The 14108-nt window shown below is 47.2% G+C and carries 12 protein-coding genes; 3 read left to right on the forward strand and 9 right to left on the reverse strand.

The annotated features are described in order from the left end of the window. Nucleotides 1-11 precede the first annotated feature (11 nt). Both ACFFUV_RS06215 and ACFFUV_RS06220 read right to left on the reverse strand, forming a co-directional pair. Nucleotides 12-971, reverse strand: a complete 960-nt coding sequence (locus ACFFUV_RS06215) for a glutathione S-transferase family protein (protein ID WP_390190526.1) — start codon at nt 969-971, stop codon at nt 12-14. A gap of 91 nt (nt 972-1062) precedes the next feature. Continuing rightward, nucleotides 1063-1986, reverse strand: a complete 924-nt coding sequence (locus ACFFUV_RS06220) for a LysR family transcriptional regulator (RefSeq protein WP_390190527.1) — start codon at nt 1984-1986, stop codon at nt 1063-1065. A 248-nt stretch (nt 1987-2234) separates the two neighbouring features. Here ACFFUV_RS06220 and ACFFUV_RS06225 point away from each other — a divergent pair, with 248 nt between their 5' ends. Further along, nucleotides 2235-2507 carry a YhdT family protein gene (locus ACFFUV_RS06225; protein ID WP_390190528.1) on the forward strand — a complete coding sequence of 91 codons (273 nt, stop codon included), beginning with the start codon at nt 2235-2237 and terminating at the stop codon, nt 2505-2507. Nucleotides 2508-2511: 4 nt separating this feature from the next. Beyond that, nucleotides 2512-3963, forward strand: a complete 1452-nt coding sequence (gene panF / locus ACFFUV_RS06230; RefSeq protein ID WP_390190529.1) for a sodium/pantothenate symporter — start codon at nt 2512-2514, stop codon at nt 3961-3963. Between the two features lie 36 nt (nt 3964-3999). Here the strand turns inward: panF and ACFFUV_RS06235 are convergent, their stop codons facing one another. The 4 genes from ACFFUV_RS06235 to ACFFUV_RS06250 form a co-directional block, all read right to left on the reverse strand. After that, nucleotides 4000-4968 carry a YjiK family protein gene (locus ACFFUV_RS06235; RefSeq protein WP_390190530.1) on the reverse strand — a complete coding sequence of 323 codons (969 nt, stop codon included), beginning with the start codon at nt 4966-4968 and terminating at the stop codon, nt 4000-4002. A 137-nt stretch (nt 4969-5105) separates the two neighbouring features. After that, a complete protein-coding gene (yegD, locus tag ACFFUV_RS06240; protein ID WP_390190531.1) occupies nt 5106-6455 on the reverse strand; it encodes a molecular chaperone in 1350 nt (449 codons plus the stop codon). A 159-nt stretch (nt 6456-6614) separates the two neighbouring features. Further along, nucleotides 6615-7646: a cytosolic protein gene (locus ACFFUV_RS06245; protein ID WP_390190533.1), complete on the reverse strand. Its 1032-nt coding sequence runs from the start codon at nt 7644-7646 to the stop codon at nt 6615-6617. Nucleotides 7647-7736: 90 nt separating this feature from the next. Then, a complete protein-coding gene (locus ACFFUV_RS06250; RefSeq protein ID WP_390190534.1) occupies nt 7737-8510 on the reverse strand; it encodes a cytosolic protein in 774 nt (257 codons plus the stop codon). Nucleotides 8511-9223: 713 nt separating this feature from the next. Between ACFFUV_RS06250 and ACFFUV_RS06255 the strand changes: the two genes are divergently transcribed. Beyond that, nucleotides 9224-11332, forward strand: coding sequence for a TonB-dependent receptor domain-containing protein (locus ACFFUV_RS06255; protein ID WP_390190536.1), 2109 nt, complete (start codon nt 9224-9226; stop codon nt 11330-11332). 72 nt (nt 11333-11404) lie between these two features. Here ACFFUV_RS06255 and ACFFUV_RS06260 read toward each other — a convergent pair whose 3' ends face one another. The 3 genes from ACFFUV_RS06260 to ACFFUV_RS06270 all read right to left on the reverse strand — a co-directional run bounded on the left by ACFFUV_RS06260 (nt 11405) and on the right by ACFFUV_RS06270 (nt 14019). Further along, complete coding sequence (locus ACFFUV_RS06260) at nt 11405-12379, reverse strand: MBL fold metallo-hydrolase (RefSeq protein WP_390190537.1); 975 nt, start codon at nt 12377-12379, stop codon at nt 11405-11407. Nucleotides 12380-12487: 108 nt separating this feature from the next. Next, on the reverse strand, nt 12488-12964 hold the full coding sequence (locus ACFFUV_RS06265; protein WP_390190538.1) for a heme-degrading domain-containing protein: 477 nt from the start codon (nt 12962-12964) through the stop codon (nt 12488-12490). Beyond that, nucleotides 12964-14019, reverse strand: a complete 1056-nt coding sequence (locus ACFFUV_RS06270) for an oxidoreductase (RefSeq protein WP_390190539.1) — start codon at nt 14017-14019, stop codon at nt 12964-12966. Before ACFFUV_RS06270 ends, ACFFUV_RS06265 begins: the two co-directional genes overlap by 1 nt. Nucleotides 14020-14108 lie beyond the last annotated feature (89 nt).

Consider the following 14108-nt stretch of genomic DNA (forward strand, 5'->3'; position numbering starts at 1 on the left):
TTTGCGCTCTCCTAAAGCCCGTAACGTGACATGTCTGGCCCTTCGGGCACAATACGAGTGGGGTTTAATGCTTTGATCGAATAGTAACCGCGTTTAATGTGGTCGATATTCACGGTTTCCCGAATACCTGGCACGTCTAACATGCGTTTTAAAAACAGATCGAGGTAATGATAATCACCAATTCGCTGTTTATTACATTTAAAAATACCGTGATAAGCGACATCAAAACGCACTAACGTGACGAACAAACGAATATCCGCTTCAGTGAGCTGTGTTCCCATCAGATAAGGGCGCTCATCACTCAAACGTTTTTCAAGCTCATCAAGTGTCTCAAACACATCCTCATACGCTTGTTCGTATGCAATTTGTGTGGTCGCAAAGCCCGCACGATACACACCATTATTCAACTTATCGTAAATACGTTTAGTTAAAGGCTCAAGTTCAGCGCTCAGTTGCTGTGGATATAAATCGTACTCTGAATTCGCCAATTCACCGAAACCAAAGTTAAACATACGAACGATGTCTGCCGATTCATTATTGACGATGGTTTGCGTCTTCTTGTCCCATAAAACGGGCACCGTCGCGCGGCCAGTAAAGTGAGGGTCTACCTGAGTGTAGATTTGATGCATCCACGTTGCGTGATTGATTGGGTCGAGATCTGAACCAGGGTAGTCACCAAAATGCCAGCCCTCATCGAGCAACGCAGGTTCAACCACTGAAACCGAGATAATGTTCTCCAAGCCTTTGAGTTTACGAGCAATCAATGTGCGTGAAGCCCAAGGGCAGATCAAGGCAACATACAGATGGTAGCGGTCAGCTTCCGCTTTAAAGCCACCTTCTCCGGTGATGCCCGATGAACCATCTGGCGTAATCCAATTGCGAAACGAGGAAGTTTGACGCACAAATCCACCTTGTTTATCGGTGGCTTGCACAGGATCCCATTCTTTGGTCCAAACACCATTGACTAACATAATCTCTCTCCATTACTCGGCTGCGATAAAGAGACTTTAGCCTACTTCCATAATGATTATTATCCCCCGCATTTGAGGATGTTTACTTCCATTATGGAAGAAATTCCCATCCAGTATCCCACTCAGGCTGACCAGTAAAATGAGCGACTAAATAGTCGATTAAAATACGCGAAGTTTGGGCAAGATGTTTTGACGGTGGGTAAAGAGCAAAAAGCCCGATGGGGTCAGGTTCAAAATCATTAAGTATGGTGACGAGCTGACCATGCTTTAATGCTTGGCCCGCAACAAAACTCGGTAAGCGCGCTACGCCCAGCCCTTCACAAGCCGCTTGTAAGCACACCTCTGCATTGGAAAATTGCAATCTGCCATGCACGTTAACCTCGCACAATTCGCCATTTGAGTCCGCATAGGGCCAGTGATAGGGGCTTTCAAAATTAGTATCAATAATGCATTGATGATTTGGCAGATCCTGCCAGTGTTTTATACCCGCTGCGTGAGAGAGATAACTTGGCGCCGCCACCGTCACCACGCGAATATCACACAGCTTACGGGCAATTAAGCTGCTATCACGTAAAATACCAATACGCAGTGCTAAGTCATAACCTTCGTCGACAATACTCACAGGGCGATCAGCAAGATTGACATCCAGAGCGATGTGCGGATATTGCTGCGCAAAAGCAAGCAGCGGCGGTGTCAATTGATTGCGACCAAAGCTCGACGGCACTGAGATGCGCAGTCGTCCAGACGGCTCCTTTGAAGCAGTGCGAATTGAATCATTCAGCGCATCGAGATCTTCAATAATTGGCTTAATCCGCTGATAGTACGCATCACCAACATCGGTGACGGTCACCGCCCGCGTACTGCGCTTAAACAGTTGCACGCCGAGTTCGTTTTCTAGTCGAGAAATCATCTTTGAAGCTTGTCCGCTACTGCTTCCCATGCGTTTCGCTGCGGCGGTAAAACTGCCCAACTCTTTGACCGCGATAAACATTCGGTCGCAATCTAACCTTTCCATGATTCCTCTTTATATCGCGGCTGACCTTGGGCGTGTATCGCGCCGGTAGCCGATGTTAGACACCTAAATCTCGAGGTATTTTACCCTTGTTCGTCATAAAACTTATTGAATAAATTCATTAAATGCGAATTTTCAGGAAAACTGGGTGCCATCTTTGGTATCATCACGCCAATTTTTCATACTCATTGTAAAGTGCAGGTCACTGGACTCCTTGTGCTTCACAATGAGCTTTACGTCGGGAGAACTTCATGAACCAGCGAGACAAGGTCTATCGCCAAGCACATCGCGAGGCTATCTGGGCTACCGTTCTGGCACTCGGATATTTTGTTTGGTGGTATCTCAGCGCCTATCAATTTTCTGCGCCCGTTGAGGACACCAGTTTGCCAACCCTCTATTGGGGGATGCCATTATGGTTTTTACTGTCGTGTATCATTGGGCCTGTGCTATTTACTGTGCTGTGTGGCTTGATGGTCAAATACCTCTATCGTGATCTTCCTCTCGACGACATTCAAGACGACTAAGCCTATGAACATTCAAATTCTGATACCGCTGGTACTGTACGTACTGGGCGTCTTTGCCGTGGCGTTTTTTACTCGTCGCCATCAGCAATCTGGAAAATTTTTAAGCGAGTACTTTGTTGGCAATCGCAGTATGGGTGGTTTTGTCTTGGCAATGACCCTCGCGGCCACCTACGCCAGCGCAAGTAGCTTTATTGGAGGCCCTGGCGCGGCTTATAAAATGGGCCTTGGCTGGGTATTATTGGCCATGATTCAACTGCCCGCCACTTGGCTCACGCTTGGGGTGCTGGGTAAAAAATTTGCGATTGAAGCGCGTCGGCACAACGCTCTGACGTTAAACGACATTCTTTATGCACGCTTTAAGAATCGTAACGTGGTAATCTTTGCCTCACTCGCCCTACTACTGGCGTTTTTTGGCACGATGGTGGTTCAATTTGTTGGCGGTGCACGGCTATTGCAAACCGTCACAGGCTTACCGTATCAGGCGAGTTTATTGATTTTTGCATGTACCGTAGGTTTATATACCACCATTGGCGGCTTTCGCGCCGTGGTCCTCACCGATACCATTCAAGGTATTATGATGGTGATTGGTACGCTACTCCTGCTGTATGGCATTATTCATGTGGGCGGCGGTATCGGTGAACTGGTCACCAAAATGCACGCCATTGACCCCGCACTAGTGACCCCGTACGGCCCGAATCAATTTTTGAGCCAGCCATTTATGCTCAGCTTCTGGGTTTTGGTCTGCTTTGGGGTCATTGGACTTCCCCATGCTGCGGTGCGCTGTATGTCTTATAAAGACAGCCCTTCCTTACATAAAGGTATGGTCATCAGCACGGTTGTGATTGCTATATTAATGTTTGGCACACACACTGCGGGCGCTCTTGGGCGTGCTATTGTGCCCGATATCGATAGCCCAGACCAGATTATGCCAACGCTGATGATCACCGTGTTATCGCCTGTGGTCGCTGGCGTCTTTCTGGCGGGACCGATGGCGGCTATCATGTCAACCATCGACTCATTATTGATCCAAGCTTCAGCAACCTTACTGAAAGACTTATACATCAACTACATTAATCCACGGGCCGCTGAGCAGCACAAAGCCGACAGCAAACTCAACCGCCTCTCATTATGGATTACCGGGATTTTTGCCTTGCTGGTATTTTTTGCAGCAACCAACCCGCCGGAGATGATCATTTGGCTCAATCTCATGGCGCTAGGGGGGTTGCAGGCCGTATTCTTATGGCCATTAGTTCTTGGCTTGTATTGGAAAAGAGCCTCGGCGGCAGGCGCACTAAGCTCGATGGTTATTGGGCTTGGCTGCTACATTGTTTTAATGGTCACTAAGCCTGACATGGGCGGAGTGCACGCTATTGTTCCTACACTGATTACCGGTTTAGTTACCTTTGTGATCGTCAGTTGGTGGAAACCAGCGCCGCGTCCCATTGAATCCAAATAGTGACCAAAAAAAGAGCATCCCCAAGGATGCTCTTTTTTATTCATCGGACGCGGTGTCAATCAGCGAAGAAATATTGATATTTAGCAACGGCGTTGGCCGGCGCTCGCCAGTAACAAACACATGTTGGCCGCTGTGGTCAAAACCAATCGCCTCTGCTTGCTTTAACGGCGGTAACTCAATGGTTTTCGGCGTTGAGTTCAGCACACTTAGCCAATCGTCTTCCACGCCATTGGTCGGAAAGTAAAAGGCATTACCATAAGTGAGCACCACAATCCCCGAGCCATCTGGCGCAATATCCATCGCGGTCGGCATCTTGGTATAATCTAAAAAATCCACAATGCGGTAATGACGCTCTTTTGGCATCGGCATGGGTTTCACTTCTCCCATACGTTTGGCTTTTGTCGCTCTTATCTTCTTCAGCGGTAAACGGTACAGCACAGGTGGGTCATTTCGTTTGGTGAGCAGTAAAATCTTGCCATGCTTTTCGTCCACCGCGACGGCTTCACAATCACGCGGGCCATCTTCATACATAAAGCGCATGACCCACTCTGGTTTAAGTTCGAACTTTTCACCTTTTTGATATTGGGAAAGATCCGGCTCCTCAATAAAATACAAATGGTATTGCCAGTGACTTTCAAAATTGTCACCCACATCCGCAATCATCAGATAAGCTTTACCATCCATTTCAAACGACGCCATGTCTTCCCAATCCAACCATTCCAAATCAATATCAGGAATCGTGACCGTTGCCAGACGCTCACCTTGTGGATTAATTGCGTAGATTTCTGCGGCGTTACCACTGTCGTTATTCACCCACAAGACATTGTTATCTCGACGTGAGCGCGTAAGGCCGCTGGCCTCGTTAATGTGACTATCTTTGATGATAACCGATGTCATGGTGTCTGACTGATACGGCGGTTCATTGAACATACTGCACGATGAAAGCCAAAATAACCCAGCCAAAATCAGCATTGAATTGAAAAAGAACTTAAACGCTTTGCGCATTAATTGAGCTCACAAATAGACAAACAAACGAGGATAAGATCACACTTTATCAAATCATCGCGGTAGTACAACTGGGTGAGACGCGCTCTAACAAACTTCTCACACGATTCGCAGTTCTGAGCACTGGCCCAAAATGCTTAGCCAAAACAGAGTTTTGACCAGCGTGCAAGCCCTGCCGTCACCGACCCAAAGTAGCTACCGCTCACCACAGGCACGTCTGGAAGTAGTTGCTTTACGGCGCTACGTAAAATTGGCGAGCGCGCCGAACCGCCTGTCATATAGACGGCATCTGGTTTAACTCCGCCTTGAGTAAGCGCCTCTTCCACCAAGCTCATCATTTTTCGCTTTGGTGCATCAATCGCTTCTAACATCGCTTCACGCTCAACCGTTAAAGAGACTTGGTCGGACACAATATCCAGTTGCGTCGTCACTTGCGGATACTCAGAAAGCGCAATTTTGATGTCTTCGGCATTTTTAACCACACGATGGCCCAGCGTTTCATGGTAGACCGTCAGTAAGCGCGCCAACTTTTCCGGTTGAGCCGCGTTTTTATACATGTGTTTGAGATCTTTCAAGTTCTCGCGTGCATAGAAGCTTTGCTGCGCCGTGACATCGTTAATCGCAATCGGGTTCCAAAATTGCGTCATTGGCATCTCAAGCCCTGAAAGGGTCTGGCTTTTGTACCCAAACGGATACATCAGCTGTTTAAACGCTAAGTGAATATCCAAATCGTTCCCGCCAACGCGTTGGCCACTATGCGCAATAAGGCTGGCTTGGCGCTGGTCTTTGTGGCGCCAAGTTGGCCCCATTTGAATCAAGGAACAGTCGGTTGTCCCACCGCCAATATCGACCACCAACACGGTTTTGTCTTGAGTTAAGGTGGACTCATATTCCAAGCCAGCAGCAACGGGCTCAAATTGAAACTCAATATGACGAAATCCTACGCGCCGGGCAGCGCTACGTAAAATCGCCTCAGCTTGACGGTTCGAATCCTCTCCGCCACGCCCTTGAAAGTTGATTGGTCTGCCGATGACCACATTTGAGCTATCAACGCCACTTAGTGCAATCTGCGATTTGATATTTGCCATCATCGCGCAGACTAGGTCCTCGAAAAATGCGAGCTGAATATCGTGCAGTCCCATCGCGCCAAGAAACGATTTTGGTGACTTCACATAGTACGTTTCTTGAGGATCACTTAAGTAAACATCCAGCGCCGCATGGCCAAAAGCCACGTCTTCAACTTGAAGATCAATATCTTCTTCACGATTCAATGCTATCGAGCGACGAAGCAAACGTTCGCCGACCTCGCCATTTGGCTCAATATGTCGATGACGAAACAAATGCTCGGACACGCTGTCACGAGTTGGCGCAGCGAGCGTTGATGGGATATAGGCTTGGTCATTTTCAAGTGCCAGAAGCACTGGCGTTTGATCATCCATGTGAGCCACCGAACAATTTGCTGTTCCAAAATCAAAACCAATAGACATCGATGACTCCTGCGATCAAAAAAAGGGGCGAGCATGCTACTCCATGAGTAAAACAATTACTACCTCTAATCAGATTGAATACACAGCAATTATTTCGCCATATAGATTCAAAAGGGCCAAGCCCTTCACTGACTATCCAATATCGCAATCCAACCTCGGCTAAGCTAATTGTTGGAGTTTACGTTCAATCCTAGGTTCGTCAGGCGCGATTTGCTGAGCCACTTCCAACAACTGCTTTGCATCTTGCGGATTCTGCTCTTGATGCTTTGAGGCGATATCAATAAGCGGCTGAATGTCGATACTGGTCTGATGCTCTTTGACGTGCGCTTTTTTCTCTTCTTTAAGTACTTTATGAGCGGTACTCAATAGCCCTAAACGGTGCGAAGAATCGGCGTTGGCGTGATTAAGGCGTTGATAATAATCTTCTTTTAAACGCAAGGTTTTGGTTTGATGGCGGAACTGAGCAATGTCGATGTGCTGGTCGCGAATAAAATCGACCGCGACCTGCTTATAAAACCCAAACTTGCTCAGGTAGGTTGCGTGAGTGCCATGCCCCATCCCAAAGACTCTGAGATGCGTAAGTTGGGCGTAGCGTTTCGCATGCGAGCGGTCAATATGATTGGTCGGATCATAAATAATGTAGCCCTTGGCATTCCCTAAATCTAAGTCGTGGTAATCCCCTTCCCAGTCAAACTGCTGAGCTAAGTCAGTACTCGGGCGATCATCCCATGGCGCGATGGTTTTATTTTTGGTACTCACTGGATGGAACAATAGCACTTGATCTAACTGAAGCAATTTAGCAAAGGCGCCGACCGCAAAACCGCCACGGCTTAAGCCGTAGCCTAGACGCGATTCAAAGGGGGTTAGCAAGGTGGCTAACTGCTCCAAAAAGAAAATTAAATTGCGACTACGAAACCAATTGCTTTTCCCCATATGTTGAAAAGCGATGATGTTGACGTTCTGCTTGGTGGCCAATCGATAGCCCCAAGGCGAGAAATTCGAATCTAAATCCTGTTTCTGTATATTGGTGCCGGCGGGTGAAAAGGTAAACAGCAAGGGTTTATTGAGATCAACAAACTGATACTTAACGAATACATCATCAAGTAAATCCTCCCCGGACATAGGTAGCTGGCTTTGCTGCGCGTCTTTATCAAGCGCGAGCCACTCGTCCAGCCAATACAGTAACTTCATGAGTCCTCCATCTAAATTGCCGCAAAGCAATTGTGCTAATAATGTCGTGTGTTGTGTGTCGTCCTCTTCATTGGCGATGAAGATTCACGGTCAGTCCTCTTGTAAAAACCGAACTTTGGCTTGTTGACGCAGTTCGTCAACATCAAGGGTTTGATGCTGAATAAACTGCGCGGCCAAATGGTTATAAAAGCCTAATTTATTTAAATTACTGGGGTCTACGCCATGCCCCATCCCCTCAACCTGTATGTGTGTAAGTTGAGAAAAGCGCTCCGCGTGCCACCTATCGATGTCATTGGTCGGGTCATAAATGACATAACCTAAAGCCGAACCAAGGTTACGATCATGATAATCCCCACTCCAGTCAAACTGCTGGGCTAGCTCCGTGCTTGGCCTGTCATCCCATGGCACGAGATGTTTATTTTTTGTGCTAACCGGAGAAAATAGCAGAACATGGTCCAGCATGAGTAAATCGCTAAATGCCCCCACCGCAAAACCACCTCGGCTCAAGCCATACCCTAAACGGCACTTAAAAGGAGTGAGTAAAGGCGACAACTGTTCGAGGAAGGCGATCAAACTCGGGCTACGAAACCAATTACTTTTACCCAGATGCTGAAAAGCAATGACGTTGACCTGTTGTTGCTGAGCGAAATGATACCCCCAAGGCTCAAAGTCCGGATGGAGGTCTTGTTGCTGAACATCACTGCCTGAAGGAGAAAAAATAAACACTAACGGTTTATCGATATCCACAAGCTCATACTTGACAAAAACAGTATCAAGTAAGGCGTGTCCATAGTGAGGAAGTTGGGATTGCTGTTGCTGGCAGGACAGAGATAGCCATTCATTCAACCAGTACAGTAATTTCATTTATTCTCCCAATACAGCTTCGCGCAGCGCGGACTTTAACAGAAAAAGACATAGGATGATATTGATGGCCTAAAGATCAAACATTCAGGTCAACCATCATTAACCAAGGAAACGCGCGGAGATAAGTAGTCAAAAGTGATAACGAGCAACAGGCATTGATTTGCCCGAAACCCAGTGAAACTCCGCCTCGCGGGCTTTATAAGAACCATATAGCGGCAACGAGTGGTTGAACCTTCACTCTCGAGGCGGTAATACGTACAAAACACATCATCGTGAAGCCTAAACTCAATCCAATTTTTCGTTGGTGATCATCAAAAATTCCGAGCAAACTCGTCTTGTTTAGCGCGGGGAAAGTTAATGGCATCTCGCCAACATCATTAAGCGTGAATGAGCCCATCCACTCTCATTGGCATTTTCGCTGTCCAGGGTTCATTCTCAGAGAAAAGTCAGTAACACCCTGTTTTATAACATATAAAACCAGTAGCACGACGCCTGGGATTTTAATTAACTAACCGGCATTCACAGTGCTTTTCAATTTAACGCCTTGGTAAGCAGCGCACTTACTCGGTGTGAATTCCCCCTCATGCCTGCCGCGTGTTTATCCACCATTGCGGCATTTATTTTTTCCACAAAAATAAATGATATTGATAACGATTTTTATTAGCACTTATAATATGCGCTCTTAGTTACGCTATTCATAAGGACACTCCCCCTTGACATTCCAATACACTCCTCTCTCCCTTGCCGTACTCTCCGCGCTCGTGTCTGTTTCCACTTACGCAGCCCAATCCACGGCCGACGAAACGATTGTCGTTACTGCTAACGCTGGTTTTGAAAGTAAGATTACCGATGCACCAGCCTCTGTCTCAGTGATCAGTCAGCAAGACCTGACTGAGAAAAACTACATAAACCTTGGTGAAGCCCTTAGCGGCATTGAAGGGGTGGATGTGCGTAGTGGCACAGGTAAAACCGGCGGACTTAATGTCAGTATTCGCGGCATGAGTAGTGATAAAACCTTGGTACTGGTTGATGGTATTCGCCAGAGCGCCAGTGGTGACACCACGCCTAATGGCTTTAGTTCAATGAACAGTGGCTTTATTCCGCCTCTCGCAGCTATCGATCATATCGAAGTTATTCGCGGCCCAATGTCAACGATTTACGGCTCAGACGCCATGGGCGGCGTAATCAATATCATCACCAAAAGGACTCAAAACAAATGGGTCGGTACGGTTGAAGCAGGGTATGGCTTACAAGAGGATGACAAGTTCGGCGATACATCGTCCCTCAGCTTTAATACTTCAGGCCCTTTAATTAAGGACACCTTGAACTTAAACCTTCGTGGCAAAGTGAAACACCGTCAAGGCTCTTCCGTCACCACCTTACGCGAAGGCGCAAGCACTCGCGTTCCTTACCAAACCGAAACTGATAATTACGATGTCGGCGGAAAACTCAGCTACAACATCAATCCGCAGCACACCGTATTTATCGATGCCAGTATTGCTCGTCAAACCTTTGATAATGAAAACGGTCAGCTCGGTCCTGTTGGCACTGGTGGCGGTGGTTACAAAGATGAAATGAAATACAACAAAGACCAAATTATCCTAGGTCAGCAATCCGATTTAAGCTTTGGACGTCTCGAGTCTGATTTATCGTACACGGCAACCGAAACCAAAGGTCGAGTCTTGTCCCATGGTTTTCGTACTGAAAACACCGAATACTTGGGTAAAGACCGTAAGTTAGAAAATGCCAACACCATTCTTAACTCCAAGTTGATGACAGAGATTGGCGACGCAAACTCTGCAACGTTCGGTCTTCAATATTGGCACTCAAAAGTGGAAGATGGCATTGTTTTAGCCAAAACAGGGGAAAGCTTTGAAGAAGATTCTGTTTCTGTTTTTGCTGAAGACACTTGGCGCATCATAGACCCGCTGGCCCTAACACTTGGAGCACGTTACGAGCATCACGAGGAATTTGGCAGCCACGTCAGCCCACGTGCCTATTTAGTCTGGAACATCAACAGCGATTGGACCATGAAAGGCGGAGTGAGTACGGGTTATCAAACCCCTTCCCTTGCCCAGTTGCACGACGGAATCAGTGGTGTCACGGGGGGCGGCAATACCAATGTTTACGGCAACCCGGATTTAGATCCAGAAGAGAGCACCAACTACGAAACGGGTATCTACTACGAGAATATTGATGACTTTAAAGCCAACGTCACCGTGTTCGTTAACCACTATAAGAATGCGATTACAACGCGCCAAATTGATTCTTCAAACAATACTTACGAAAACGTTGGCAAAGCCAATATTCATGGTGTCGAAGTGGCAACGTCATTCCCACTGTTTAGTGATGATGTGTCAGTCAACTTAAACTACACCTACACACATAGTGAGCAAGATGGTGGAGACAATGACGGAGCACCGTTTGGTCATACTGCAAAACACATGGCCAATGCGAAGCTTCGCTGGCAGCTGAGCGAACAGCTGAGCTCTTGGTTAAGCGCTGAGTACTATGGAAAAACGCCACGCTATACCAGCAAGCGCAGTAATCTGTCTGCTACACAGCAAGAAATTTTGGATGACAAAGGTGATATCCAAGCGTGGACGGTGGTTAACCTTGGCGCCGCCTATCAGTTGACCAAAGACTTAAAAGTCAATGGCATGGTCAATAATGTATTGGACAAAGACTTTACCGATATGGACGTGTATGGCAGCGGACGTGGCACTGAATACGCTGGAGATTACTACAGCACAACTCGCGCCACATCGGGCTACGTAAATCCGGGACGCAATTACTGGGTGTCGGTTAACTACACGTTTTAAGCGCGAAGTACCCTCAAACCTGACAACCATCAATGGTAAAGTTAAAGGGCTCAACAGAGCCCTTTTTAACGTTTATTGGCCGCTATCCGCGCGATTCACATAGTCAACAGGGATCCAATCATAACCATTCCCATCGCTGCGCAGATGCCCAATACCCGGAAACGCGAGATGCGGCCCGGCAACCAGTTCACCTTGTTTGGCGAACTCAGCAAACGCCTTGCTACGCACCGATTGCGCTTTAGACTGATTTTGGTCATAGATGATCGTGACCTTAGGATCGGCAAATTGCACCGAGGCAATATGGATGATGTCACCAATAAATGTGATGCTGTCATCTTGGCTATCTAAACGGTAAAACGCGGCTCCCGGAGTATGGCCAGGATGGACCGTGGCAGTGATCCCCGGTAAGACTTCTTGAGAGCCTTCAAAGGTTTTCACTTTTCCCGCATCAAGGTAAGGCTTGAGGGTCTTACGAGCACCGTCAAAGTAACCTTGGCCGTATGGCGAGTTTTTCATCTTTTCATCGTCAAAGAAGAAATCGATATCAGGCTTACCCACATAAACCGTTGCGTTGTTAAACGCAGGTTTACCGTCTTTAATCAACCCACCGGTATGGTCAGAATGTGAGTGGGTAATCAAAACATCCGTGATATCACTGGGCTTAATACCTAACGCAGCTAAATCGCTCATGACCTTTCCGCCCTTACCGGGACCAAACATCTGCCCTGCCCCGGTATCCACTAAAACGGTATGTTCAGGCATCTGAATGAGGTAGGCATTGATTGAGCCTTCAACAGGATTACTTTGAAAGTTGTACGCCAGTTGCTTATCGATTTCCTGTTGCGTGACGTTACGTAGCAAGTTTTTCGCATCTTGTGGCACCGTACCGTCGTTTAACGCCGTGACTCGAACGTCACCGACTTGTACCGCGTAACCACCCGCTTGTTGAGTAATCAGGTTCGGTTCGTACTTAGCGTAACTGAGCGGCGCTTGCGCCATCGCCACCGCAAACAGGGCTGCACTGATGCAGCGAGAAATTTTTGTCATGATATAACTCCTTGTATACACGAGTATCACTGATTGTGAACCTTACCTTTGGATTTGCAAAGTCACGAATATGATGCTGATGATTAATTTCTCTGCATTGATTTTAAATCACGATGATGGTATCGCCTTGATGTGCTGACTCAGCGCTGTGACGACCATATTATGATCTTCTTCTTGAGGTAAACCCGATACAGTAATGACACCAATCAAACCGCTACCTTGGATCCGAATCGGAAACGCACCACCATGGGCACAATATTCACGAGGATCAATATGAGGCTGCGATTCAAATTCTCGATGCTTTGACGCATTGTATTGCCCTAGATAGTAAGAACTATGCCCATAACGCAGCACGGATTGACGCTTGCGCCGAGCCCAATCTTGATTATCTCGACTTGTCCCTGCCATCGCATAACTAAACAGAACTTGCTCAAAGGCGTAGATTTCTATCGTCACGGCAGCGCCACGTTCCTCTGCCGCGAGTTTTAAGGCACAGCCCAGTTGCCAGGCAATATCATGATTAAACTGCGTAAGCTGCAACTCTGCCTCTTGAGCAAGCAGTTTGGTGAGCATATCGTTAGCCATCAATTCGCTTCCTTAACTTGTTTAACTGCGATTGTTTGGCCAAGACGCTGACTCTCCATCGCTAACTCAATCAGCTTAATGTTCCATAGCGCGTCTTCAGCACTGACTGGTGGCTGCCCGTTGCTGCGAATGGCCTGCGCCATTTTTTGAAAGTAGTGCTGGTAACCGCCGCGCTCAGTGGCAACAATTTCGCTATTTTCTGCGCGGTATAAACGCCCATAGCTATCAGACGTTTCGTCCGCCCATGATGAATCACTCGGAGCTACTCCATCAATTAAACGACCTTCTTGAGGATCGAGCCCATATTTTTCAAAACTGCCTTGCGTGCCTTTAAGCGTAAATCGCTTGTTTGGTCCTGCACTGAATAAGTCACCATGAACAATGGCAACATGGCTTGAGTAATGCAGCGTTACATCGAAATAGTCAACATTGGTTGAGCCTTCGCGCATCATCTTACATTGCGCTGTGACCGCCTCAGGGACGCCAAATAATTCGAGAACTTGGTCGATTAAGTGTGAGCCTAAATCAAACAGAATACCTCCGCCGTCGGTAGCTTGTTCACGCCAGCGTTGACGTACTTGCGGGCGAAAGCGGTCAAAATGCGATTCAAAATGTCGAATCTCACCAATCTGTTGCTCTTGAATCAGCTTTTTCGCGGTTAAAAAGTCGCCATCCCAACGACGGTTGTGATACACACTCAACACTCGGTTATGTTTTTTGGCTAGGGCAATCAGTGCCTCTCCGTCTTCAACTCGAGTGACAAACGGCTTTTCAATGATCACATGTTTACCATTTTCAATGGCTTGTTTTGCTAACTCAAAATGCACGTCATTGGGCGCGGTAATAATCACTAATTCAGCGTCGGAGTGCGTCAGTAATTCCGACGCAGTCGCGTAATGCTGCGCACTTGGCCAGTCTGCAGCCACTGCATCACCGTTACTGGTGCTGATTGCAGCCAACTCAAACTCAGCCAGCGTATCGACAAAAGGAATATGGAAAGTTTTGGCGGAAAAGCCATAGCCAATAACCGCCGTTTTTATAGGAGCAACCGTCATAACACTTCATTCTCAGTTCGTTAAACACAACCTATCAGTTGTCATCTTGGTCACTTTAAGTGCAATACCTGATGTCAGTTAAGCGATTA

Source organism: Vibrio olivae, from assembly GCF_042428525.1.
Taxonomy (GTDB): domain Bacteria; phylum Pseudomonadota; class Gammaproteobacteria; order Enterobacterales; family Vibrionaceae; genus Vibrio; species Vibrio olivae.